This window comes from Nonomuraea maritima (assembly GCF_900100395.1).
GTDB classification, from domain to species: Bacteria; Actinomycetota; Actinomycetes; order Streptosporangiales; family Streptosporangiaceae; genus Nonomuraea; species Nonomuraea maritima.
The window spans coordinates 75,055-99,780 of the sequence record NZ_FNFB01000002.1 but is presented as its reverse complement, the minus strand read 5'-3'; the positions used below and the strand labels follow the sequence as shown (position 1 = coordinate 99,780).

At 71.9% G+C, this 24,726-nt stretch carries 21 protein-coding genes; 9 read left to right on the top strand and 12 right to left on the bottom strand.

Annotation, left to right across the window (positions count from 1 at the left end; genetic code table 11):
- Positions 1–19: 19 nt before the first annotated feature.
- Positions 20–3,508 carry a transcription-repair coupling factor gene (mfd, locus tag BLR04_RS04060; protein WP_090760700.1) on the bottom strand — a complete coding sequence of 1,163 codons (3,489 nt, stop codon included), beginning with the start codon at positions 3,506–3,508 and terminating at the stop codon, positions 20–22.
- Positions 3,509–3,631: 123 nt separating this feature from the next.
- On the bottom strand, positions 3,632–4,012 hold the full coding sequence (locus BLR04_RS04055; RefSeq protein ID WP_090759735.1) for a cupin domain-containing protein: 381 nt from the start codon (positions 4,010–4,012) through the stop codon (positions 3,632–3,634).
- Between the two features lie 200 nt (positions 4,013–4,212).
- Here BLR04_RS04055 and BLR04_RS04050 point away from each other — a divergent pair, with 200 nt between their 5' ends.
- From BLR04_RS04050 to BLR04_RS04040, 3 genes are all read left to right on the top strand, one after another.
- Positions 4,213–4,929 (top strand): methyltransferase domain-containing protein, encoded by a 717-nt coding sequence (locus BLR04_RS04050; protein WP_090759733.1) that lies wholly within the window; start codon positions 4,213–4,215, stop codon positions 4,927–4,929.
- A 70-nt stretch (positions 4,930–4,999) separates the two neighbouring features.
- Positions 5,000–6,220, top strand: a complete 1,221-nt coding sequence (cysC, locus tag BLR04_RS04045) for an adenylyl-sulfate kinase (protein ID WP_090759731.1) — start codon at positions 5,000–5,002, stop codon at positions 6,218–6,220.
- On the top strand, positions 6,208–7,110 hold the full coding sequence (locus tag BLR04_RS04040; RefSeq protein WP_090759729.1) for a sulfite exporter TauE/SafE family protein: 903 nt from the start codon (positions 6,208–6,210) through the stop codon (positions 7,108–7,110). Before cysC ends, BLR04_RS04040 begins: the two co-directional genes overlap by 13 nt.
- A 6-nt stretch (positions 7,111–7,116) precedes the next feature.
- Here BLR04_RS04040 and BLR04_RS04035 read toward each other — a convergent pair whose 3' ends face one another.
- On the bottom strand, positions 7,117–8,154 hold the full coding sequence (locus tag BLR04_RS04035; RefSeq protein ID WP_090759728.1) for a glycoside hydrolase family 26 protein: 1,038 nt from the start codon (positions 8,152–8,154) through the stop codon (positions 7,117–7,119).
- 358 nt (positions 8,155–8,512) lie between these two features.
- Between BLR04_RS04035 and BLR04_RS04030 the strand changes: the two genes are divergently transcribed.
- Genes BLR04_RS04030 through BLR04_RS04005 form a run of 6 tightly spaced genes read left to right on the top strand, consistent with a single transcriptional unit; the run spans position 8,513 to position 15,181 of the window.
- On the top strand, positions 8,513–9,811 hold the full coding sequence (locus BLR04_RS04030) for a Wzz/FepE/Etk N-terminal domain-containing protein (protein WP_090759726.1): 1,299 nt from the start codon (positions 8,513–8,515) through the stop codon (positions 9,809–9,811).
- The gene (locus tag BLR04_RS04025; protein ID WP_090759724.1) at positions 9,808–11,073 is read left to right on the top strand and encodes a hypothetical protein; all 1,266 of its coding nucleotides are present in this window, start codon (positions 9,808–9,810) and stop codon (positions 11,071–11,073) included. Before BLR04_RS04030 ends, BLR04_RS04025 begins: the two co-directional genes overlap by 4 nt.
- Positions 11,070–11,966 carry a signal recognition particle subunit SRP19/SEC65 family protein gene (locus BLR04_RS04020; RefSeq protein ID WP_090759722.1) on the top strand — a complete coding sequence of 299 codons (897 nt, stop codon included), beginning with the start codon at positions 11,070–11,072 and terminating at the stop codon, positions 11,964–11,966. Before BLR04_RS04025 ends, BLR04_RS04020 begins: the two co-directional genes overlap by 4 nt.
- Positions 11,963–12,829, top strand: a complete 867-nt coding sequence (locus BLR04_RS04015) for a sulfotransferase family protein (protein WP_245740015.1) — start codon at positions 11,963–11,965, stop codon at positions 12,827–12,829. The genes BLR04_RS04020 and BLR04_RS04015 overlap by 4 nt, the downstream gene beginning before the upstream one ends.
- On the top strand, positions 12,826–14,193 hold the full coding sequence (locus tag BLR04_RS04010; RefSeq protein WP_090760696.1) for a lipopolysaccharide biosynthesis protein: 1,368 nt from the start codon (positions 12,826–12,828) through the stop codon (positions 14,191–14,193). Before BLR04_RS04015 ends, BLR04_RS04010 begins: the two co-directional genes overlap by 4 nt.
- A gap of 37 nt (positions 14,194–14,230) precedes the next feature.
- Positions 14,231–15,181: a sulfotransferase gene (locus tag BLR04_RS04005; RefSeq protein WP_245740014.1), complete on the top strand. Its 951-nt coding sequence runs from the start codon at positions 14,231–14,233 to the stop codon at positions 15,179–15,181.
- Between the two features lie 549 nt (positions 15,182–15,730).
- Here the strand turns inward: BLR04_RS04005 and BLR04_RS04000 are convergent.
- From BLR04_RS04000 to BLR04_RS03960, 9 genes are all read right to left on the bottom strand, one after another.
- Positions 15,731–16,402: a WecB/TagA/CpsF family glycosyltransferase gene (locus BLR04_RS04000; RefSeq protein ID WP_245740013.1), complete on the bottom strand. Its 672-nt coding sequence runs from the start codon at positions 16,400–16,402 to the stop codon at positions 15,731–15,733.
- Positions 16,403–16,758: 356 nt separating this feature from the next.
- A complete protein-coding gene (locus BLR04_RS03995) occupies positions 16,759–17,841 on the bottom strand; it encodes a glycosyltransferase family 2 protein (RefSeq protein WP_245740012.1) in 1,083 nt (360 codons plus the stop codon).
- Positions 17,838–18,707, bottom strand: a complete 870-nt coding sequence (locus BLR04_RS03990; RefSeq protein ID WP_090760690.1) for a sulfotransferase — start codon at positions 18,705–18,707, stop codon at positions 17,838–17,840. Before BLR04_RS03990 ends, BLR04_RS03995 begins: the two co-directional genes overlap by 4 nt.
- 118 nt (positions 18,708–18,825) lie before the next feature.
- Positions 18,826–20,088 carry a sulfate adenylyltransferase subunit CysN gene (cysN, locus tag BLR04_RS03985; RefSeq protein WP_090759717.1) on the bottom strand — a complete coding sequence of 421 codons (1,263 nt, stop codon included), beginning with the start codon at positions 20,086–20,088 and terminating at the stop codon, positions 18,826–18,828.
- The gene (gene cysD / locus BLR04_RS03980) at positions 20,088–21,002 is read right to left on the bottom strand and encodes a sulfate adenylyltransferase subunit CysD (RefSeq protein ID WP_090759715.1); all 915 of its coding nucleotides are present in this window, start codon (positions 21,000–21,002) and stop codon (positions 20,088–20,090) included. Before cysD ends, cysN begins: the two co-directional genes overlap by 1 nt.
- A gap of 20 nt (positions 21,003–21,022) precedes the next feature.
- Complete coding sequence (locus BLR04_RS03975) at positions 21,023–21,787, bottom strand: 3'(2'),5'-bisphosphate nucleotidase CysQ (protein WP_176902925.1); 765 nt, start codon at positions 21,785–21,787, stop codon at positions 21,023–21,025.
- On the bottom strand, positions 21,787–23,226 hold the full coding sequence (locus BLR04_RS03970; protein ID WP_090759711.1) for a sugar transferase: 1,440 nt from the start codon (positions 23,224–23,226) through the stop codon (positions 21,787–21,789). Before BLR04_RS03970 ends, BLR04_RS03975 begins: the two co-directional genes overlap by 1 nt.
- Before the next feature lie 121 nt (positions 23,227–23,347).
- A complete protein-coding gene (gene pth, locus BLR04_RS03965) occupies positions 23,348–23,932 on the bottom strand; it encodes an aminoacyl-tRNA hydrolase (protein ID WP_090759708.1) in 585 nt (194 codons plus the stop codon).
- Positions 23,933–23,998: 66 nt separating this feature from the next.
- On the bottom strand, positions 23,999–24,610 hold the full coding sequence (locus BLR04_RS03960; protein WP_090759706.1) for a 50S ribosomal protein L25/general stress protein Ctc: 612 nt from the start codon (positions 24,608–24,610) through the stop codon (positions 23,999–24,001).
- Positions 24,611–24,726: the final 116 nt, after the last annotated feature.

The window sequence follows — 24,726 nt, the reverse complement described above, 5'->3', positions numbered from 1 at the left end:
TTCCGACCGAAACCCGCCGCTAGCTTACCCGGGCAGGTTCGAGAAACATGGCCTCGACCAGGTCGCCGCACCATTTGAGCAGGTCGAGATCGCGTAGAGGCTGGCCACCCAGGGGCTTCGTCTTGGGCACCGGCACCAGCAGCGTCTCGGCCGCCTGCTTGTATACCGCCTTCTTGTACAGCCGGTCGAGTCTGACCTGCTGCGACTCCTTGAGCCTCGCCGGGCCGAACTTGATGTTCTGTCCCTGCAGCGTGACGTCGGTGAGCCCGGCCGTGCGCGCCTTGATGCGGAACCGCGCGACCTCCAGCAGGTTGTCGACCTCGACCGGCGGCCTGCCGTAGCGGTCGGTCAGCTCGTCGCGCACCTCGCCGATGTCGGCCGGCGTGAGAATGGCCGCGATCCGCTTGTACGCCTCCAGCCGCAGCCGCTCCGAGGTGACGTAGTCGTGCGGGATGTGCGCGTTGATGGGCAGCTCCACCTTGACGTCGGCCTGCTCCTCCGGCGCCTCCTGGCCGGACAGCTTGGCCCGCTGCTCCTGCACGGCCTCGGCCATCAGCCGGACGTACAGGTCGAAGCCGACACCCGCGATGAAGCCGGACTGCTCGGCGCCGAGGACGTTGCCCGCGCCACGGATCTCGAGGTCCTTCATGGCGACGTACATGCCGGCGCCCATCTCGGTGTGCTGCGAGATGGTGGCCAGCCGCTCGTGCGCGGTCTCGGTGAGCGGCTTCTCCGGCGGGTACAGGAAGTACGCGTACCCGCGCTCCCTGCCTCGCCCGACCCGGCCGCGCAGCTGGTGGAGCTGCGACAGGCCGTAGTTGTCCGCGCGGTCGACGATCAGCGTGTTGGCGTTGGGCACGTCGAGCCCCGACTCGACGATCGTGGTGGAGACGAGCAGGTCGTACTCGCGCTCCCAGAAGCCCACCATGATCTTCTCGAGCTGGTGCTCGTTCATCTGCCCGTGGGCCACCGCGATGCGCGCCTCGGGCACCAGCTCGTGCAGCCGCGCGGCGACCCGGTTGATCGAGGCCACCCGGTTGTGCACGAAGAAGATCTGCCCGTCGCGCATCAGCTCGCGCCGGATCGCCGCCGCGATCTGCTTCTCGTCGTACGGCCCCACGAACGTCAGGATCGGGTGGCGCTCCTCCGGCGGCGTCAGGATCGTGGACATCTCGCGGATGCCCGTGAGGCCCATCTCCAGCGTGCGCGGGATCGGCGTGGCCGACATGGCCAGCACGTCGACCTGTGTGCGCAGGTGCTTCATGGCCTCCTTGTGCTCGACGCCGAACCGCTGCTCCTCGTCGACGATGATCAGCCCGAGGTCCTTGAACCTGACCTCGGGGCTGAGCAGCCGGTGGGTGCCGATCACCACGTCGACGGCGCCCGTACGCAGCCCGTCGAGGGTGCCCTTGACCTCGCCGTCGGTCTGGAAACGCGAGACCGGCCTGATCTCGATCGGGAAGCTGGAGAACCGCTCGGCGAACGTGGACAGGTGCTGCTGCACCAGCAGCGTCGTCGGCACGAGCAGCGCCACCTGCTTGCCGTCCTGGACCGCCTTGAACGCCGCCCGCACCGCGATCTCGGTCTTGCCGTAACCGACGTCACCGCAGATCAGGCGGTCCATCGGGACGCTGCGCTCCATGTCGCGCTTGACCTCGTCGATGGCCTCCAGCTGGTCGGGCGTCTCGGCGTACGGGAAGGCGTCCTCCATCTCGCGCTGCCACGGCGTGTCCGCCCCGAACGCGTGGCCGGGCGAGGCCATGCGGGCGGAGTAGAGCCGGATGAGCTCGCCGGCGATCTCCTTGACCGCCTTCTTGGCCCGCGACTTGGCCTTGGCCCAGTCGGCGCCGCCCATGCGGTTGAGCGTGGGCGCCTCGCCGCCGACGTACCTGGTCACCTCGTCGAGCTGGTCGGTGGGCACGTAGAGGCGGTCGCCCTTGGCGTACTCGATGACGAGGTACTCGCGGGTGGCGCCCTGCACCGTGCGCTGCACCATCTCGACGTAGCGGCCGACTCCGTGCTGCTCGTGCACCACGTGGTCGCCGACCTTGAGCTGCAGCGGGTCGACCATGTTGCGGCGGCGCGAGGGCAGGCGGCGCATGTCCTTGGTGGACGCCTTCTGCCCGACGAGGTCGAGGTGGGTGAGGACGGCGAGCCCAGGGGTGATGAAGCCGTGCTCGATGAGGCCCGTCGTGATGTGCACGACCTTCGGCTCCGGCGCCTTGTCGAGTGAGGTCTGCAGGCGGGCGGGCACGTCGACGCCCTTGAGCACCTCGACCATGCGCTCGGCCGGGCCGTGGCCCTCGCTGAGCAGCACGACCGCCTTCTCCTCTGCCAGCCAGGTCTTGATGTCGGCCAGCGCCCGCGCCGTGTCGCCGCGGTAGGCCTCGGAGTCGCCCGCGTCGAGCTCCACCCCGCCGCCGAACGGCGCCATCGTCCACCAGGGCTGCCCGAGCGCGTCGGCGTGGTCGCGGATCTCCTCCAGCGTGCGGAACGCCGCCGCCCCGAGGTCGATCGGGGCCTCGCCGCCGGCCGCGGCGTTGATCCAGGAGGCCTCCAGGAACTCCTGCGAGGTGCGTACGAGCTCCTCCGCGCGGCCCCTGATGCGCTCGGGGTCGCACACGAACACGGCCGACCTGGCGGGCAGGTGGTCGATCAGCAGGTCCATCTCGCCGGCCAGCACGGGCGCGAACGCCTCCATGCCCTCGACAGGGATGCCCTCGGCCAGCTGGTCGAGCACCTCGGCCAGCGCCGGGTACTGCTCGGCGAGCTCCCGCGCCCGGCCGCGCACCTCCTCGGTGAGCAGCAGCTCGCGGCACGGCGGCGCGAACAGGCCGTCCTCTGCCGCCTCCAGCGAGCGCTGGTCGGCCACCTTGAACCAGCGGATCTCCTCGACCGTGTCGCCCCAGAACTCCAGCCGCAGCGGGTGCTCCTCGGTGGGCGGGAACACGTCGAGCAGCCCGCCGCGCACGGCCACCTCGCCACGCTTCTCCACCATGTCGACCCGGTGGTAGCCGTTGTCGACCAGCTTCTTGACCACCTCGTCGAGGTCGGCCTCGTCACCGGCGCGCAGCCTGATGGGCTCGAGGTCGCCGAGGCCCTTGACGATCGGCTGCAGCAGCGCCCGCACAGGCGTCACGATCACGCTGAGCGGGCCCGCGGCCGTATCGCCCTTGACCGGGTGCGCGAGGCGCCGCAGCACCGCCAGCCGCTGCCCCACCGTGTCGCTGCGCGGCGAGAGCCGCTCGTGCGGCAGCGTCTCCCAGGCCGGGAACACCGCGACGGAACTGGGCTCGAGCAGGCTGCTCAGCGCGGCGGCCAGATCTTCCGCCTCGCGCGCCGTCGAGGTCACCGCGAGCACGGTGCGCTGGTCGTGCGCGGCCAGCGCGGCCACACCGAACGGCCGCAGCGCGGACGGCGCGACGAGCGCGACGTCACCGCCCTCTTCGAGAGCGGCGGTCAGCTTCGGGTCGGCGCGAACAAGGTCAAGTAGCCCGGAAAGACTCATCAGATACGCCCACAGCCCCACGACGGCAACACGACTACCCCCGGCCGGGTCAGGTCGCGGGGGTCTGGTCCCAGCGTACTCGCCGCCCGGTGCCCCTTGACGGCCGTGCGGACCCGCCTTTCCTCAGGACTGAACGTCGGGGTCGGGGACGCGGTATCCGGGTACGGAGGGCCAGCGCACGGTGAGGACGGTCGACCAGTCCTCGGCCCGCCACGAGTGGTCGACGCCCTTGCCCCACACCACGTAGTCGCCCGGCTCGGACAGGAGCACGTCGCGTCCGGGCAGCTGGACCCGGAACCTGCCGTTGATCAGGACGAGCAACGCGGTGCGCTCCTCACCCCTGACCCACTGCGCGCGCTCGTCGCCCGGCGGGTGGACGCCCCACTTGATCTCGACGTCCTCGCTGTGCCGGGGGTCTCCCGGCGGCTTGAAGTGACCGAGCAGCCATCCCCGGTCGAGCGCCGCGTCCACCCCGGCGTTCCCCACATACACCTCATCACTCACGCCCGCGACGCTACAGACCCGGTGAGAGCGAACGCGCCCGGGGCGGCGAAGGTCCTCTTCGGGGGTGGAAAGAGGGCGGCGGAGGGCCTTTGTGAGGTGGGGGGTGGGCGGCCGCTGTCGCCTCTCGGTCTGGCTGTGCGAGGAGCGGTGTACCGGGTAAATGCCTTACCGACAGAACGCGACTGATTACTGTAGGTGACATGTACGAGGTATCGCTCGCCCAGAGGGGCGACATTTTCGCTCAGCGGCTCCGCGAGCACTGCGCCGGCCGGCCGATGAGGCGGCTGGAGGTGCTGGTCGCCGGGTGCGCCCACGACGAACCACTCCACGTCGACCACGTCGAGACCAGGGCCACGGGCGTCGACGAGGACCATCCCGAGATCAGGAAGGTGGTGGAGGAGCGGGCCGACCTCCTCACCTGGTCGCTCGGCGACCTGCGCGACGTGTCCCTCCCGCCCAGGTCGTTCGACGTCGTCCAGGTGCTGTTCCTGCTGGAGCGCGTCCGCCACGCCGAGCTGGTGCTCGACCGGCTGCTGCAGTCCCTGCGCCCCGGCGGCCTGCTGCTGCTGCGCGTACGCGACCGCAGGTCGGCCTACGGCCTGCTCGACCGGCTGACGCCGCCGTTCCTGCGCCGCGCGCTCTGGCGGGCGCTCGTGCCGCAGCCGGCGCCGGGCCCGCTGCCCACCGTCTACGGGCCGCTCGCCTCCAGCGACGGGCTGCACGCGTTCTGCCTCAGCCGCGGTCTCATGATCATCGATGATGAGCGCACTTCGAGCGGCCCGGCTCGCGCGCGTACGATCGGAGCGGCGGCCGTGGCGACGGTGGCCAGGCTGACCAACGGCCGCTACCCCGCCACGCACGACGAGATCACGATGGTGGTCAGGAAACCGCAGCATCACTTCGCCCGGCTCATCTAGTGAAACACTGGATTCACCGGGTAAGCTCCTTTCCTACCTACTTAATCGGAATAGTTGGGATGCAGGAATCGTGGAGTGGACCCCCGAGCAGCACGAACTGGCCGACCTCGAGTTGCTGCTCTCCGGCGCCTTCGAGCCGCTGACCGGGTTCCTCGGCCACGACGACCTCCACGCGGTGCACGAACGCGGCACGCTCGCCGACGGCACCCCGTGGCCGGCTCCCGTCGCCCTGCACCTGCCGTCCGACCTCGACGTCGCGCCGGGCGACGAGGTCACCCTGCTCGACCCCGAGGGCCTGCCGCTGGCCACCCTCACCGTGACCGCCCGCGAGCCCGACGGGCTCGTCTCCGGGCCGGTCCAGGCCCTCGGCACGCCCGAGCACGGGCCGTTCGCCCGCCTGCGGCGTACCCCCGCCGAGGTCAAGGAGGAGCTCGGCGGACGGCCGGCGCTGGCGGTCACCATGCGCGGGCCGCTCGACGACCTGACCGAGGTGGTCGCCACCGCGAAGGAGCTCGACGCGGTCGTCCTGCTGCTCCCCCTCGCGTACGGCGAGGCAGGCCCCGCGGTCGTCCGCGCCGCGCTGCGTGCCAAGGAGCAGCTGCCCGAGGGCACCCTCGTCGTCCCCGTGCCGCTGGCGCCGCGCGACGAGCCCGAGATCGACCTGGAGCTGCGCGAGCACGTCGCCACCACCTACGGAGCCACCGAGCACCTGGCCGGCCCCGACCCCGTGCGCATCCCCGGGCCTCCGCACCGCCGCGGCCTCGTCGTCTTCTTCACCGGCCTGTCGGGGTCGGGCAAGTCGACGATCGCCCGCGGCCTGCGCGACGCGCTGCTGGAGCTCGGCACCCGTACGGTGACCTACCTCGACGGCGACGTGGTGCGCCACCTGCTGTCCAAGGGCCTGACCTTCTCCAAGGCCGACCGCGACCTGAACATCCGCCGCATCGGCTTCGTCGCCGCCGAGGCGGCCCGGCACGGTGGCCTGGCCGTCTGCGCGCCGATCGCCCCCTACGCGGCCACCCGCGCGGAGGTGCGCGAGATGGTCGAGTCCCTCGGCGGCGACTTCCTGCTGGTGCACGTCGCCACGCCGCTGGAGGAGTGCGAGCGGCGCGACCGCAAGGGCCTGTACGCCAAGGCGCGGGCCGGACTCATCCCCGAGTTCACCGGCATCTCCGACCCGTACGAGGAACCCGACGACGCCGACCTGGTGATCGACACCACGCACATCTCGATCGAGGCGGCCGTCTCCCGGGTGCTCGACACGCTGCGGTCGGGAGGATGGGTTCGGTGATCGACCTGCCGTTGATCGCCGGCTCGTTCGTCGTCGCCGTCGTGGTGGGGCTGACGGGCATGGGCGGCGGGGCGTTGATGACCCCGATGATGATGCTGTTCTTCAACGTGCCGCCGCTGGCCGCCGTCTCCAGCGACCTGGTCGCCTCGGCGGTGATGAAGCCGGTCGGCAGCGTCGTCCACCTGCGCCGCGGCACGGTCAACCTGCACCTGGTCGGCTGGCTGGCCGCGGGGTCGGTGCCGACGGCCTTCTGCGGGGTGTTCCTGGCCCGCGCGTTCGCGGTCACCGACGCGGTGAAGTACGCCCTCGGCGTGGCCCTGCTGCTGGCGGTCGCCGGCATGGCGCTCAAGAGCTGGTTCGCCGGACGGGGCGGCACGTCGAGCGCGCACGAGATCGTCGTGCGCCCGATTCCTACCGTACTGGTCGGTATGGTCGGTGGGCTGGTGGTCGGTGTGTCCTCCGTCGGCTCGGGTTCGCTCATCATCGTGGCCCTGCTCGTGCTGTATCCGACGCTCAAGGCCAACCAGCTCGTCGGCACCGACCTGGTGCAGGCGGTGCCGCTCGTCGCCGCCGCCGCGCTCGGCCACGTGCTGTTCGGCGACTTCCAGCTCGACCTGACCGTCTCGCTGCTGATCGGCTCGATCCCGGGCGTCTACCTCGGCGCGCGGATCTCCTCGCGCGCCCCCGGCGGCCTCATCAGGGCCATGCTGGCGGTCGTCCTGCTCGCCTCGGCACTGAAGCTGCTCGACGCCGGCGACGTCGTCACCGTCTGCGCGCTCGTCGCGGCCGTCGTGGTCATCGTCGCGGGTGCGCTGCTGCGGCGGCGCGCGGCCGCCCGCCGCGCGGTCGCCGACCCGGCGCCCCAGGTGCCGGCCCGGGCGCGGCCGTAGCCGCCGTCAGGGGCTCGGGACGGGAGTCGCGCGGAAGTACGGGTCGCGGGCCAGCTCGCCGAACGAGCGGTCGGCGCCCGGGTCGGAGTCGAACGTCGTGTCGCCCCTGGGCGCGTGCGGCGAGTCGAAGTAGAGCAGCGCCTTGATCTGCGGATACCGCTGCACCTGCCGGCTCACGGACTCGTAGAACCGGCGCTTGAACGAGCGGTCGTGGGGCCGTTCGAACACCCCCCACTCGGCCACCATGACGGGCTTGCCGGGGAACCGCGCCTGCGTCCACCGATAGAAGCCGGGCCACTGCGGGAACTCCGCGCGGGTCTTGTTCACGAGCCCGTCGAAGTCGCGCACCCGGTCGTCGGCGTACGGGTCCATCGCCACCCAGTCGACCACGTCGTCGCCGGGGTAGAGCTCCTCGAACCAGCGCTCCGACGACCAGTTGGGCACCCCCATGTACGTCATGACCATGACCGCGTTGCGCACTCCCCCGGCGCGCAGCCGCTGCACGACGTGCCGGTACATGGCCGCGTAGTCGGCGGCCTGCATGCCCGAGCCCGGCGCGGTGCGCACGTCGTCCTCGGGCTCGTGGTGCACGGTGAGGAAGAACCGCTCGGGGAAGTGCCGCCGCAGGTGGGCGGCCAGCCGGTCGATCCGGCGGTCGATCCGACCGCGCGCGATCTCGGCCCACGTGTGCTCGAGCGACGGCTTCCAGTTGACCATGAGCAGCCGCGGCCTGGCGGGGTCGCGGGCCAGCCTGGTCTCCGCCCTGGTGGGGAACAGCTCGCCGCCCCGGTGGTAGACGTGCACCACGTCGGCGCCCGACCCCATGCGCGCCTCGGCGCCGGCCAGCGCCTGCTCGACCGGGGCACCGGTGAAGACCTCGGGCGCGATGCCCCACCACGCGCCGCACGACGGGATCAGCTTCGCGGTGGCCGTGCAGGCGGGCGAGCGCACCGCCGGCTGCATCGGACGACTGCCGGACGCGGGAGGACCGCTCGCGTTCCCCGTGCCCTCCGCGCCGGAGCAGGCGGACAGCCCTGCCACCATGGCGACGACGACGCACGTGAGCGCGGTATGCGATTTTCCATGAGATTTACCGCGGAATGGCAAAGTCATCGAACCCCCTTGGTGAACCGACCCCCCGCCTGTCACATCTGAACCTTGCCACGCCGTTCTTGGAACGTCAGCCAGTGTGCGAGTCTGCCCAGCTCAAAGATGGCGGCGAGCCAGCCCACCATTTCCGGATATTTCGATTTATGGGGTGCCTTTTTTCTGGCCGTACCGGAGAAAATCTTGCGTATTCCACCTGGGTGCTGACCGTCCGTCCTATAGTGAGCGCGCGCCTGGACCGTGACGCGGTGTCATCGATCCGCGACGATCCGCACACACCCCGGGAGACCGTCTCATGAGCTCCGGCACCGACCTGGACGAGCACCTCGCGCTGCTGCGCAGGCGCTGGACGCTGCTCGTGGGCTGCGTCGTGATCGGCGCCGCCGCCTCGCTGGCACTGCACTGGCTCATCCCGTCCGCCTACACGGCGACCACGCAGGTGCTCGTCATGCCCGTGGGCGTGCCCGAGCAGCTCAACCAGGTCACCAACCGCCAGCGCGAGGCGCTCAACCTCGACACCGAGGCGCAGGTCGCCCAGTCGGCGGTCGTCGCGGCGCGGGCCGCCCGGGTGCTCGGCGGCCAGGAGCCCGAGCCGGTCGAGGTCACCGTCCCGCCCAACTCGGCGGTGCTGCTGATCTCCGTCACGACCGCCGACCCCGAGAGCGCCGCCGCCCAGTCGCGGGCGTACGCCGATGCGTACCTCGACCACCGCCGCGCGGGCGCCCTCGGCGCGCTGACCGCGCAGCAGCAGGCCGTGCTGGCCAAGCTCAAGCAGGTCAACGCGGCGACCGACGCCGTCGTCCGGCAGCTCGCGAAGCTGACCACCGGCTCCCCTGAGCACACCATCGCCCGGCAGCGGCAGAGCGTGCTCAACCGCCAGGCCGCCAGCCTGTCGCTCAAGTACGACGCCCTGCGCACGATCGCGGTCACGCCGGGCACGATCCTCAGCCGCGCCACACGTCCCGACGCGCCCAGCTCCCCCAGCCTGCCGCTCCTCCTCGGCACCGGGCTGATGGCCGGTCTGCTGGCCGGCTCCGCCGCCGCGTACGCCCGCGACCGGCTCGACACGCGCCTGCGCGCGGCGGCCGACGTCGAGCGGCTGACCGGCCTGCCCCTCCTCGGCGACCTGTCCGGCCCGAACGCCGCCGACCGGCTCGCCGACCTGGCCGGCGAGGTCGTGTCCGCCTGCCAGGGCAGGCGGCTGCTCGTCAGGAGGCTGCCTCCCGGCCTGCGCTCGGCCCGTTCGGCCGAGCCGCTGCACGTCGGCCTGCCGCTGGTCGTGCTCGACGGCTCGGGCGCGAGCGACCTCGCGAGCGCCGAGGCCGCCCTGCTCGTCGTGGGCCTGCACAAGACCACGTCGAAGGACGTCGCCGCCGCCGTACACCGGCTGGCCCGGCACGACGTGCCGGTCGTCGGCCTCGTGACGGCGGCCGAAGCGGTGCCGGCGTTCGTGTCACTGCTCGCCCCGTACCCCCAGCCCACGCTCGGCAGGCTCGCCTCCCCCGGTGAGTTCGACCTGCTGAACGGCCCGCCGCCGGAGACCACGGCGTTCCACGCCTACCAGCAGCCGCATCGGCCGGGCGCACCGACGTGAGCAGAGCCGCGTGGCCCGTCGCGGCGTTTCTGGTCGGCTACCCGGTCTGGTGGGCTCTCGGGTTCGGCGGACTGTCGGTGATCGTGCTGGCCGTGCCGATGGCGGTGCTGCTGTGGCGGCGCCGGCCCATCAAGGTGCCGCGCGGCTTCGGGCTGTGGGCGCTGCTGCTGGCCGGCTACCTCGTGAGCGCGCTCATGCTGGCCGAGTCGCCGCCCGGCACGTACGGCGAGCTGGGGCCCGGCCGGGTCGTCGGCTACCTCATGCGGCTCGCGCTCTACACGTCCGTGCTGGTCATGACGCTCTACCTGGGCAACCTGACCGAGCGCGAGCTGCCGCAGCTGCGCCTGGTCCGCATGCTCGGCGTGCTGTTCGTGACCACGGTCGCCGGGGGGCTGCTCGGGGTGTTCCTGCCCGGCTTCTCCTACACCTCGCCGGTCGAGCTGCTGCTGCCCGAGGAGATCGCCGAGAACGCGTTCGTCCGCAACCTCATCCACCCGACGGCCGCGCAGACGCAGATGGTGCTCGGGTACGCGGCGCCCAGGCCCGAGGCGCCGTACGAGTGGGCCAACGCCTGGGGCAGCAACGCCTCGGTCCTGCTGGTCTGGTTCGTGGTCGGCTGGTGGGTGTACGGCCGGGCGCGGCACAAGGCGTTCGCGGCGGCGGTGCTGGCCCTGGCGGCGATCCCGATCGTGTACTCGCTCAACCGGGGCCTGTGGATCGGCCTCGGCCTCTCGGTGCTCTACCTCGTCGTCCGCGTGGGTGGCCGCACCCGCGTCGTGACGTGCGGCCTCGTGGCCACGGCGGCGCTGGCGTTCGTGCTCAGCCCGCTGGCGCCGCTGGTCGCGCAGCGGCTCGACCGGCCGCACTCCAACGACATCCGCGCCTTCACCGTGAGCGCGACCCTCACGGCGGCCACCCACTCGCCGGTGATCGGCTACGGCAACACCCGCAACGCCACGGGCAGCCACCGCTCGATCACCACGGGGAAGAGCGCGTGGTGCCCGACCTGCGGACACCCGCCCCTGGGCGGCGACGGCCAGATCTGGCTGCTGATCATCACCCAGGGGTTCACCGGCGCGCTGCTGTACGCGGCGTTCTTCCTCGGCGCGATCCGCCGCCACCGGCGCGACCGCAGCCCGATCGGGCTGGCCGGGGTGCTCGTGATGGGCCTCGTGCTGCTCTACATGTTCGTCTACGACGGCCTCGTCACTCCGCTCACCCTCTACATGATCTCGTTCGCCCTGCTGTGGAGAAACTCATGACCGACGCCGCCGCCCGTCTCGGCTATCTCGCGGAGACCGTGGGGCTGCTGTACCCGGAGACCGGACCGTCCCGGGCGTACACCGTCCTGCCGCTGCCCGCCGTGCCCCGGCGGCTCGCGCCGCGCCGATGGTGGCACGTGGGCGGGCGGTTCATGGTGTCCGACGAGGGGTCGATCGCGACGTACCTGAGTGAGGTCTTCGAGCGGCCGGTCGAGACGGTCCTGCACATCCGTCCGGCGCGGCGGGCCAACCGCAAGCCCGTCCTGGAGGCGCGTTCGGAAGGGCGGCGGCTGGCGTTCGTGAAGATCGGCGACACGCCGCGCGTCCGCGAGCTGCTCGCCACGGAGGCGGCGGCGCTGCGGCGGCTGGCCGGGCTGTCGCTCGACGTGGTCGCCACGCCGTCGGTGCTGCACCACGGCGAGTGGCGGGGGCTGTCGGTGCTGGTCCTGTCGCCGTTGCCGGTGTGCCGCCGCCGCGTGCCGCGCCCGCTGCTGCTGGACGCGATCCGCGAGATCGCCGCGACCGGCGGTGACCGTCCGGCCTGGCACGGCGACTTCGCGCCGTGGAACATGTGCCCCTCCCCCGACGGCCGGGTGCTGGTGTGGGACTGGGAACGCTACGAGACCGGCGTCCCGTACGGGTTCGACGCCGTCCACCACTTCTTCCAGCGGGCGCTGCGCCGGATGCGCCCGCCGAGCGCGGCGCGGGCGTGCCTGGCCCAGTCCGTACGGGTGCTCGCGCCCCTGGGGCTGTCCTCGGCCGCCGCCCGGCACACGGCACTGCGGTACCTCATCGCGCTGGCCGACCGGCACGCCGCCGACGGACACCATCCGCTCGGCCCGCCGGAGTCCTGGCTCAACCCGATCGTCGACCCCGAGGAGTTGCTGACGTGAGGACAGACATCAAGCAGCTGAAGCGCCCGGTCCTGTCCGTCTCGCGATCCACGGGACGCTTCACCGCCGGCTCCCGCATGCTGCCCTCCTTCCTGATCGTGGGGGCGCAGCGCTGCGGCACCACCTCGCTCTACCGCGCGCTCGCCCAGCACCCACTGCTGCGCAAGCCGGTGCTGCACAAGGGCGTCCACTACTTCGACGTCGCCTACGACCGGGGGCTGCGCTGGTACCGCGCGCACTTCCCCTTGCAGGTGGGCGCGGCGCTGCTCGCCCGCCGGTACGGCGGGCCCGCGCAGGCGTACGAGTCGTCGCCCTACTACCTGTTCCACCCGCTGGCCGGCGAGCGCATCGCCGCGACACTGCCCGACGTGAAGCTCATCGTCCTCGTCCGCGACCCCGTCGAGCGGGCCTGCTCCGCGCACGCCCACGAGCTGGCCCGGGGTTTCGAGACGGAGTCGCATCTGGAGACCGCGCTCGAACTCGAGGAGCAGCGCCTGGCCGGGGCCGACGAACTCCTGCGCGCGCTCCCCTACGGGCAGCACCACTCCCACCGCCACCACGCCTACCGGGCCAGGGGCCGCTACGCCGACCAGCTCGACCGGCTGTCGGCGCTGTTCGGCCGCGACCGGATCCTCGTGCTCGACAGCCACCGCTTCTTCACCGCTCCCGAGCCGGTCTACGACCGGGTGCTGGAGTTCCTGGGCGTGCCGCATCTGGGCCACCCGGTGTTCGAGCGGCACAACGGGCGGCCCGCGCCGCGTCCGGTGCCGCGCGACCTGGAGCGGTCGCTGCGCGAGCACTTCGAGCCGTACGACGCCCGGCTGACGTCGTGGCTGGGTGAGGAGCCGTCGTGGCGGCGATGAGCCCGGTCGGGCGGCGCGAGGCCGCCGGCGTGGCGGGGGCGGTGTGCAGCGCGCTCGCGCAGTTCGCGCTGGTGGTGGTCGTGACGCGGGCGTTCACGGCGGCGGAGGCGGGGGCGTTCTTCACGGCGACCGCGCTGGTGCTCATGGTGGCGGGCGTCGCGAAGCTGGACGCGGGCAACGGGCTGGTCTACTTCGTGGCGCGGGCTCGGACGTACGACTATTTGGGCATTTCTGGATATGTCAGGGCGGCGCTGGTGCCGTGCCTGGTGATCTCCGCTGCTGCCGCCGCCGTGCTGTACCCGCGGCTCGGGCCCGTCGTGCTGGTCCTGCCCGTCATGGTGGCCGGCGACGTGCTGCTCGCCGTCACTCGCGGGTTCGGGTCCATGCGGCCCACCGTGCTGCTCGACGGGCTGCTCGTGCCCTGCTGCCAGCTCGTCCTCGTGGCGGGCACGGCCTTTGTGAACACGGCCCTGGCGAACACGGCTCTCGCGGGCCCGGCTTCGGCTGGCACGGCTTCTGCTGGCCCGGCTTCGGCTGGCACGGCTTCGGCTGGCACGGCTTTTGCGAGCACGGCTTTTGCGGGCACGGCGGCGTGGCTGCCGGTGGCGTGGGGGCTGCCGTACGTGCCGCTGCTCGTGCTGGCCGTGGTGGCGCTGCGCGGGCGGGTGCCGCGGACGCCGTACCTGCCCGGCACCGCCCGTGACCTGTGGCGGCACACCGCGCCGCGGTCGGTGGCGGGCGCGGTGCAGGCGGTGTTCCAGCGGGTTGACGTCGTGATCGTCGCCGTGCTCGCGGGCCCCGTGCAGGCGGCCGTGTACACGGCCGCCACCCGGTTCAAGGTGGTCGGCCAGCTCGCCAACCAGGGGCTCGCGCAGGCCGTCCAGCCGCGGCTCGTACGGGCCGTGGCCGACGGCGACCACGATCGCGCCGACCGGCTGTACCAGGCGGCCACGGTGTGGCTCGTCGTGCTCACCTGGCCGGTGTGGCTGGCGTACGCGGCGCTGGCCCCGTGGGTGCTGCGACTGTTCGGCCCCACGTACGGCTCGGCGGTGCCCATCGCGCTCGTCCTGTCGGGCACGATGATGGTGGCGACCGCCTGCGGGATGGTCGACGTCGTCCTCACCGCTGCCGGACACACCTCGACCAGCCTGTTCAACCTGCTGGCCGCGGTCGCCTGCACCGTCGCCCTCGACCTGGCGCTGGTCCCCGCCCATGGGGCGTTCGGGGCGGTGGCGGGCTGGTCGGGCGGCGTTCTCGTGAAGAACCTGCTCCCGCTGTGGCAACTGCACCGCCGCTACGGCCTCCACCCCTTCGGCCGCCACACCCTGTCCGCACTACGCGTACGCCACTGGGCGGCGGCATGAACAGTCCGTCCGCACAGCGAGACGAGCAGGGGGCGGCATGAACGGCCCTGCCCCGCAGCGGGACGAGCCGGGCGGCCGCGTGCACGGGCCCCCGGTCCTGGTGACGGGGCTGCCGCGGAGCGGGACGAGCTGGGTCGGCAGGATGCTCGCCGCCGGGGGCGAGCTGGTCTACGTCAACGAGCCGCTCAACCCGCAGCACCCGCCCGGCCGCTGCCCCGGCGTGCTGAACGCCCAGGTGACCCACCGATTCCAGTACATCTGCGACGACAACGCCGCCGACTGGCTGCCCGCCTTCCGCGACACGGTCGCCCTGCGCTACCGGTGGCTCGCCGAGCTGCGGGCCAACCGGTCGCCGTACGACCTGGCGCGCCTCGTCCGCTACGGCACCGCTTTCACGTACGGGCGGCTGACCGGGCGGCGAGCGCTGCTGGACGATCCGTTCGCGGTGCTGAGCGCGGGCTGGTTCGCCCGCGCGTTGGGGTGCCGGGTGATCGCGCTCGTCCGCGACCCGGTGACGTTCGTGGCGAGCTGGCAGCGTCTGGGGTGGACCGTGTACTTCCACGAGCTCCTGGAGCAGCCGCTGCTCGTCCGCGACCACCCGGAGGTGCTGGAGTTACGGGCACTCGTCGGCTCCCAGGACCGCATCGCCAAGGCTGCCGCGCTGTGGCGGGTGACCCGCACGATCCTCGACCGCACACCCGGCATCCTCGTCGCGCCGTACGAGTCCCTGGCCGCCGACCCCCTGCCCGCCTTCCGCCGCCTGTACGACTACGCCGGCCTCACCTGGACCCGTACCGCCGAACACCGCATCACCCAAGCCTGCCTGCACCCGGACACCGCTCCAGTGCCACGCCCCTTCACCTGGACAGGCGCATCCCGCACCGCCTACCGCCCCATGAACTCCGCTCACTCCCTCACCACCCCCACAACCCTCACTCCCACCGAAATCACCCACATCCAAGCCCTCACCACAAACCCACCTCCATAAGACCTTTGATGGCCTCTCCAACCGCTGACCCAAGACAGGCGGTCCCGCACGGCCTGCGCGACCGTGACAAGCCCGCCCGCACAAGAGCCCGCAGCGCGTCCGCCGCGCACCGAACGGAGGGGCGGCAACACGGCCCCGATCCCCACCCCATGCCGGCGACGCCACACCGTCAGCTCCGTCGGTGAATTTTTCCGGCGGCTCAGCGCCCGTGACGGGCGGGGAACGGGCCGCGCGAGGGGGGCCTTCCAGGACTTCGAGTGGCTGCAGAGGAGGAGCCCGGTCGCCGGAGCCCCTCCGGCGACCGAGCCCACGACGAGCGGATGCCCGCCGCGATGAGAGCCCTTCAGCGCCTCGCGCGAACTGGGGAAAAGCTCCGACGCGCAATATGGCAAGCCCAAATCCCCACACCACACCAGCGATGCCACGCCCTGCAAGCCCTCTTGTCGGTGGACCCTCTCAACGGGTGAGCGCCCAGACGCGCAGGAACACCCGGGTGAGCGACCCTCAGCACTTCCGGGCGGGCAGTGGGGTGCAGGCAGTGAGCGGCCCTCAGCACTCCAGGCGGGCAGTGGGGTGCAGGCGGGTGAGGAGGGAGGTGGTGAGGAGGTGGGTGGCGAAGGGCAGGTCGTTGACCAAGTAGCGGCGGGCGAGGCGGCCTGGTTCGCAGGCGAGGCGGAACGCCCATTCCAGGCCCGTCCGCTGCATGCAGCGCGGCGCTCTGGGCACCGTCCCCGCCGCGAAGGAGAGGGCGGCTCCGCATCCCAGGAACCACGCGTCAGGCAGGTCCGCGCGCAGCTCGGCGGCGAGCCGGTCCTGGCGCGGGAAGCCGAGCCCGACGAACACGATCCGTGGACGCGCCGCGGCAACGTCGCGGCGTACCCGGGCCCGGCCCTCGGCGGTGGTGTCGAACCCGTACGGGGGCGAGTGGACGCCGCACACCCGCAGTGACGGGAACCGGGCGGTGAGCGCGCCTGCCGCGCCCGCCGCGACCCCTGGCGGCCCACCGAGCAGGTACACGGGCCATCCCCGGCGAGCGGCGACCCCACTCAGCGACCACAGGAGGTCGGCGCCCGTGACCCGCCCCGGCACAGGCGTACCGAGCAGCCGGGCCGCCCACACCAGCGGCATCCCGTCGGCGACGACGATCTCGGCCGAGCACACGAGCTCCCTGAGCGCGGCATCACGGCGGACGGCGCGGCAGATGTCTACGTTGGGCGTCACGATGCGCCCACCCCGCCCCGACTCCAACGCCCCCTCCACCCACCGAACGACCTCCTCCTCGGCAACGGCGTCGACACGCACACCACCAACCCGCACCCGCCGCCCAGAAGCCCCCGCCAGTCCGGCCGTCCCCGAAAGCGACGCTGGAAAAGCGGATCCCGGAAGCGACGCCGGCACAGCCGACCCCGAAGGCGACGCCGGGATGACGGGGCCCGAAGACGCTGCCTGCACAGCAGATCGGGGATGCTCTGCCGCACCGGGCCGGGGAGACGCCGCCAGAACAGCGGGCTCCGGCTGCGGCATCGGGGCTTGAGGGGCGTCGGTGGCCGGTGGGAGTGGGTCGGTGTGGGGGTGGGTCAAATGCCGTGTCCTCGGCTGTGGAGGGCGGACAGGACGGTGGGCGCGGAGACCAAGCCGGCCGCGACCGCCAGCGCGATGGGTGCGCGTGGCTCGCCGAGCCGGGCGGCGAACGTCCGGCCGGCCCAGCGGGCGGCCTCGCGTCGGCGCCCGAGCGCGGCGTGGGCGAAGGCCAGCTGACCGTAGACCCGCGCCGCGCCGCGCGGGTCCACAGCCAGTTCGGGATGCCGGGCGAGCATCCACTCCAGCCCGGCGATGCGGTCGGCCCAGCGGGCCGCGTAGTGGGACCCGGCCCAGCGCACGCGGACGAGCGGCCGGTCGACGTGGACGATGGGGGCGCGTTTGGCGGCGCGCAGGGCGAGGTCCCAGTCTTCGTTCTGCCCGCCGGGCGCGCTCTCGTCGACCCACAACGCCCCACGCTCGAACAGGAACGTCGAGGAGTGGACCATCACCATGCGCGATCGCACCAGGTCATCGGCGGTCACCAGGGACGCTCCCGCGAGTCGGGGCACCCGGCACCGTCCGTGCTCGACCTCGATGCCGCAGCTGGCGAACTCGCCGCCGCCCGCGCGCAGCGCCCGCACCTGGGCGGCCAGCTTGCCGGGCAGCCACACGTCGTCGTCGTCGCAGAAGGCCACCAGGTCGGTGTCGCAGGCGGCGATGCCGGTGTTGCGGGCCCCTGGCAGCCCCGGGCTCAGCGTGTTGCCGAGCACGCGCACGCGACTCTCACCCCGGAGCCTGCCCGCGACCTGATCCGCCACGAAGGCCGCGCACACCCGCCCGTCCGAAGACAGCGACGCGTCCCCCACCACGGGGGCCGGATGCTGCCCATCCGAAGACAGCGACGCGTCCCCCACCACAGAAGCCGGACGCACCCGCCCATCCAGAGACAACGGGGCGTCGGCCGCCATGGAGGGCGCGGGCGCCTGCCCGTGCGAAGGCAGCGGCGCGTCGGCTACCACGACCAGGGACAGCTCGCCCGGGTAGTCGTGCTCCAGCACCGCCGTGACGGCCTCCCGCAGCGACTCCGGTCGGTCTCCACGTGTCGGGACGATCACCCCGACCGACGGCCACCCGCTCACGCCGCCTGCCCGGCGTAGCCGTAGCGGGCGCGGAGCGGCCAGGTGAGGACGTCGACCAGCCGGCGTGCGGTCCGTGGCTCCGCCCGCCACGCGTCGTCGCGCCGCAGCTCGACCCGCCCCACGTGGAAGCGCATCGGGTTGCCGGAGGCGGTGTGGGACGGCCCGAGCCAGGCGCTGCGCCCCTCGACGAAGGAGAGGTCGGGCTCGCCCAGCTCCAGCTCGCGGGCCAGCGCCTCGAGGGTGGACCCGGGCCGGGCGACGAGATCTTCGTACCGGACCCTGGTCACGCGCGCCCCGCGCCCGGGCAGCAGCTCGAGCGCGGCGTTCTGCGCCCACCAGTGCAGGGCGGTGCGCGCCGGACCCCAGCGCGTCATGGGCCGCCCGTCCTCGGGCCGCGGGACGAGTTTGCTCCAGGAATGGGCGACCGCGCGCGGGTCTCTGACCACGTGCACGACGCGGACGTCGACCCCGCCCGCGGCCACCAGGCAGCACGCCAGCGAGGCGTGCTTGCTGGAGTCGACGACGACCGGGGCGCCGACCGCCGCGTAGAGCGCGCGGTAGGCCGCGGCGTACTCGGCCAGGTCGGGGTGGTGGATGCGGGCGATCCGGCGTGTGCGGTCGATCTGGCGGCGCAGGGTCAGGACGCGTTCGGCGTGGCCGCGCGTCCAGCCCCCGAAGGCCCGCTCTCCCACCTGCCGCCAGAACGGGCAGGCGGGAAAGGGACGGCCGCACCCGCAGAGCTCCGCGGCGAGGACGCCGCGCTCCCACAGGTGCACGACCTCGCCGAGCGCCACCACCCCGGGAATCTCACCGAGCAGCCTCTCGAGCAGGGTGGTGCCGCTGCGGCCGAGGCCGCCCAAATAGATCACCCGAACGGGTGAGCGCTCAGTCACCGGACAGGGCCCATCGCGTCGCCTTACACGGAACGCGACGAACCTAGCACCCAGAGTAATCGAGCGGTCAGCGCAATCTAAAAGATCTACCTCAGTTGGCGTCGAGGATCATGCCGGCGCCGACCGTGGTGTTGGTGGCCTCGTCGATGAGGATGAAGCCGCCGGTGAGCCGGTTGCGGGCGTAGTCGTCGACGAACAGCGGCTGCGTGACGCGCAGCGACACCCGGCCGATCTCGTTGAGCGACAGCGACGTCGCCTCTTCGTCGCGGTGCAGCGTGTTGACGTCGAGCCGGTAGTGCAGGTCGCGCACCAGCGCCCGCGCCGTACGGGTGGTGTGCTTGATCATCAACTTGGTACGCGGCGTCAGCGCGCGGGCGTCGGCCATCCAGCAGACCATCGCCTCGAGCTCCTGAGCGACGTGCGGCTGGTTGTTCGGGCGAGCGATCATGTCGCCGCGCGAGATGTCGATGTCGTCCTCGAAACGCAGCGTCACCGACATCGGCGAGAACGCCTCTTCCACCGGCCCGTCGTAGGTGTCGATCGAGGAGATGCGGGTCGTCAGGCCGGAGGGCAGGTGCACGACCTCGTCGCCGGGCTTGAGCACGCCGCCCGCCACCTGGCCCGCGTAGCCGCGGTAGTCGTGGAAGGCGTGGTCGGTGGCCCGCTGCGGACGGATGACGTACTGCACAGGGAAGCGCACGTCGGTCAGGTTGCGGTCGGAGGCGATGTGCACGTTCTCGAGGTGGTGCAGCAGCGAGGTGCCGAGGTACCAGGGCATGTTCTCGGAGCGCGAGACCACGTTGTCGCCGTTGAGCGCGGAGATCGGGATGAAGGTGAGGTCGCCGACGTTCAGCTTGGAGGCGAACGCGGTGAACTCGTCCTTGATCTCCGCGAAGCGCTCTTCTGAGTAGTCGACGAGGTCCATCTTGTTGACGGCCAGCACGAGGTGGGGCACCCGCAGCAGCGAGGTCAGGAACGCGTGCCGCCGCGACTGCTCCAGCACGCCCTTGCGCGCGTCGATGAGGATGATCGCGAGGTCGGCCGTGGAGGCGCCGGTCACCATGTTGCGGGTGTACTGGATGTGCCCGGGCGTGTCGGCGATGATGAACTTCCGCCGCGGCGTCGCGAAGTAGCGGTAGGCGACGTCGATCGTGATGCCCTGCTCGCGCTCGGCCCGCAGGCCGTCGGTCAGCAGCGACAGGTCCGTGTACTCGGTGCCGCGGTCACGCGAGGTGCGCTCGACGGCTTCGAGCTGGTCCTCGAAGATCGCCTTGGAGTCGTAGAGCAACCGTCCGATGAGGGTGGACTTGCCGTCGTCGACGCTTCCCGCGGTGGCAAAGCGAAGAATGTCCATTAGAAGTAGCCCTCTCGCTTCCGGTCCTCCATGGCGGCCTCGGACGCGCGGTCGTCGGCCCTGGTGGCCCCGCGCTCGGTGATCCGGGTCGCCGCGATCTCCTCGATGATCTCCTCGACCGTGGCGGCCGCGGACTGCACGGCTCCGGTGCAGGTCATGTCACCCACCGTGCGGTAGCGCACGACGGCCTCGAACAGCGGCTCGTCGTCGCCGCGCTGCACCACGTCGGCGTCGGGCAGCAGCATGCCGTCGCGCTCGAACACCTTGCGGGTGTGGGCGAAGTAGATCGAGGGGATCTCGATGCCCTCGCGCCGGATGTAGTCCCAGATGTCGAGCTCGGTCCAGTTGGACAGCGGGAAGACGCGGATGTGCTCGCCCTTGCGGATGCGCGCGTTGTAGAGGTTCCACAGCTCGGGACGCTGGTTCTTCGGGTCCCACTGGCCGAACTCGTCGCGGAAGGAGAACACCCGCTCCTTCGCCCTGGCCTTCTCCTCGTCGCGCCGGGCGCCGCCGAACACCGCGTCGAACTCGTGCTCCTCGATCGCGTCGAGCAGCGTCGTGGTCTGCAGCCGGTTGCGCGAGGCGCGCCGCCCGGTCTCCTCGACGACCCTGCCCTGGTCGATGGAGTCCTGGACGCTGGCCACGACCAGCCGCGCACCGAGCTCGGCCGTTCGCCGGTCGCGGAAGTCGATGACCTCGTCGAAGTTGTGACCGGTGTCGACGTGCATCAGCGGGAACGGGATCGGTGCGGGCCAGAACGCCTTTTCCGCGATGCGGAGCATGACGATCGAGTCCTTGCCCCCGGAGAAGAGCAAACACGGGCGCTCGAACTCGGCGGCCACCTCGCGCATGATGTGGATGGCCTCGGCTTCGAGCACGTCGAGCTGCGACGTCGTGTAGTCGCGCTGGAGCATGAGAGCTTCCTCCGGAGCGGTCAGCGGTGCAGGTCCCGGATGCCGGCGAGCAGGGATGTCGCTAGCTCCGGTAGGGAAATCAGGATATCCGGTAGTGATGGATCCGCCTGGTTGTAGACGAGCTCGGCCCCGTCGATCCGGCTGGCGTGGGCCCCGGCGGCCTGGGCGACGGCGACCGGCGCGGCGGAGTCCCACTCGTACTGGCCGCCGGCGTGGACGTACGCCTCCACCTCACCGGTGAGGACAGCCGCGATCTTCGCCCCGGCGGACCCCATCGGGACGAGGTCGGCGCCGACGAGGTGGGCCAGCGGCTGCAGGAACTCGGCCGGCCGGGTGCGGCTCACCGCGATGCGGAAGCGCCCCTTGTCGTAGGCGGGCAGCTTGGGCGGCTCGGCGGTGGTCAGCGTGCGGCCCTGCGCGGGCAGCGCGACGGCTCCCGCGGTGAGCTCGCCCTTCTCCCACAGCGCCACGTGGACGGCCCAGTCGGACCTGCCCTCCTCGGAGAACTCGCGGGTGCCGTCGAGCGGGTCGACGATCCAGACCCGCTCGGCGCCCAGCCGCCGCGGGTCGAGCCGCTCGTCACGCGTGGCCTCTTCCGACAGCACGCTGTCGGACGGGCGCAGCCGCGCCAGCGACTCCATGAGGAGGACGTGGGCCCCACGGTCGCCCTCGGCCCGCAGCGCCTTGGGGTCGTCGAACCCCACGCGCTCGCGGATCCGCAGCAACAGCTCGCCGGCCTCGGTCGCAAGGTCGGCGGCGAGCGCGTGATCGTCGCGAATCGTCATCAATATGCTCCTTGCCCGCGGGCGACGGCCGACCAAGTCTTCCACAGGATCTGAAGGTCAAGTGTCAAGGACCAGTTCTCCACGTATCGCAGGTCCAGACGTACGGATTCCTCCCACGATAGGTCAGATCTGCCACTGACCTGCCACAGGCCGGTCAACCCCGGACGTACGAGCAGGCGTCTGCGCACGTCGTCGCCGTAGCGGGCCACTTCCTCCGGAAGCGGCGGGCGTGGGCCGACGAGCGACATGTGGCCGAGCACGACGTTGAGGAGCTGTGGCAGTTCGTCGAGGGAGTGGCGGCGCATGTACGTGCCGAGCGGCGTGACCCGCGGATCGTTACGGATCTTGAACAGCACGCCCTCGCGGTCGCTCACCAGCGTGATCTTCTGTTCCTCGGACCCGCGGCGCATCGTACGGAACTTCAGGATCGTGAAGAGCCGGCCGTCCTTGCCCACCCGGGTCTGCCGGAAGAGCGCCGGCCCTGGGCTCGTCGCGCGTACGGCGATCGTCAGGCCCACGAGCAGCGGCGACAGCAGCACGAGCAGAGCGGCGGCCACCAGGCGGTCGAAGACGTTCTTCACGAGCTGGCGGACGCCGGTCAGCTCGGGGTGCTCGACGTGGAGCAGGGGCAGCCCAGCCACCGGCCTGATCATGATGCGCGGCCCGGCGACGTCCATCAGCGCGGGGGCGACCACGAGCTCGGTACGGGTGCGTTCGAGCCGCCAGGCCAGCCGGCGCAGCGCCCGGCCGTCCATCTCGGGGCAGGCGAGCACGGCCACGGTGTCGGCGGCGTGCTGGTCGACCGCGATCGGCACGTCGCTGAGGTCGCCGGCCACCGGCACACCGTCGATCTCGTCACCGGCGCGCCCGCCGGGCAGACAGGCGGCCACGACCTGCATGCCGTGGTGGCTCTCCCTGCGGAAGAGACCGACGATCTCGGCGATGGCGGCGGCGTGACCGGCGGCGACCACCCGGCGCGTGCACGCACCCGCGGCGCGGCGCCGGTACAGCGAGCGACGGAGGGCGTAGCGGGACACGAGCGTGAGGACGGTGACGAGCGGCAGGGCCAGCACGACGTAGCCGCGCGCCACGTCGATCTTGGTCACGTAGGAGCCGATGGCGGTGGCGGCGGTGAGCGCCATGCCCGCCTGCACGACCCGGCGGAACTCCTCGGAACCGGCGCCCAGCATGCGGGCCTCGTAGGCGCGGGCGAGCGCCACCGCGCAGCACCACACGACCGGCAGCGCCGCGCTGACGAGCAGATAGGGAAGCACGTAGGGGGTGAGGTCGCCGAACCTCAGCAGGAACGCGGCGGCGGCCCCGAGCCCGGCCGCGCACAGGTCGGCGAGGACGGCGCCCAGGCGATGGAGACGGACCCACGACGGCGTGACCGGGCTGACCCGCCATGAGACGACGGGGCTCGGCCTCATCACGGTCATGAGTCGTTCATCGCGGGCTCCACCGCGCACACGCGCCTCCGGGTGACCATTCCTGAGCGGACAGTCACAGGATCGTAGCGGCGCGTACTGACAAGAACCGGGGAACGGTTCATTGCGGGGATCAGCGTGGAGGGCCAGAAATGTGCAGATCAGCCCGATGGAAGTCGTTCTGGGTGGCCTCGAGGCCACGGGTCATCAGCGACTCGACGACGTCGGCGGCGCGGTCGACGAGGAAGGGCAGATCTTTGCGTTCGGCCGTGGCGAAGTCGCGCAGCACGAAGGTGGCGGGGTCCATGCGGCCGGGCGGACGCCCGATGCCGAAGCGGACGCGCAGGTAGTCGCGGGTGCCGAAGACCTTCGTGATCGACCTGAGGCCGTTGTGCCCGTTGTCGCCGCCGCCCAGCTTGGCGCGCAGGGCGCCGTACGGCACGTCGAGCTCGTCGTGGACGACGATCACCCGCTCGGGCCCGATCTTGTAGAAGTCGCAGAGCGCCTTGACCGGCCCGCCGGACAGGTTCATGTACGTCAGGGGCTTGGCCAGCACGGCCGCCCGCGTCTCGCAGACCTCGGCCCGGCTCTTGTGGGCCTTGAACCGCCCGCCGGCCCGGGCGGCGAGCTCGTCGAGCACCATGAAACCCGCGTTGTGGCGGTTGCCCGCGTACTCGGGCCCGGGGTTGCCCAGCCCGGCGATCAGCCAGCGGTCCATCAGCTCCCCTTGTGACGGCGTGACGGGGCGGCCGCCGTGCGGCCACCCCGTCAGCGGGAAAACGTGTTACTCGGCGGCGGGCGCCTCGGCGGCGGCCTCGCCCTCGGCGGCCTCGCCCTCGGCGGCCTCGGCGGCGGCCTCGACCGGCTTGCCGATGACGTGGAGGACCACGGTCTCGGGGTCGGCGGTCAGGGTGGCGCCCTGCGGCAGCTTGAGCTGGCCGGCGGTGATCGCGGTGCCGACCTCGAGGCCCTCGACGTCGATCTCGATGCCGGTCGGGATGTGCGTGGCCTCGGCCTCGATGCCGACCGCGACGAGCTGCTGGTCGAGCAGGCCGTCGGAGTGGACGTCGCCGACCGTGGTGACCGGGATCTCGACGGTGACCTTCTCGCCGCGCTTGACCAGGAGCAGGTCGACGTGCTCGACGAAGCCCTTGATCGGGTCGCGCTGGACGCCCTTGGGCAGCGCGAGCTCGTCGACGCCCTCGCCCTTGAGGTGGATCAGCACGTTGGCGGTGCGCAGCGCGAGCAGCACCTCGTGGCCGGGCAGGGTGAGGTGCTTGGGCTCGATGCCGTGCCCGTAGAGAACGGCGGGCACCTTGTCGGCGCGGCGGATCTTGCGAGCGGCGCCCTTGCCGAACGTGGTGCGGGGTTCGGCGGCGATACGGACTTCAGACACGACATCTCCTAGGGATGCATCGATCGAGTGGTTGAGGCGCTCACCCTCACCCGCCCTAGCGGAAGGCGTTACGAGCGCAACCCTGCAAGCCTACCGTGCGACCCGGCGAGCTCGGA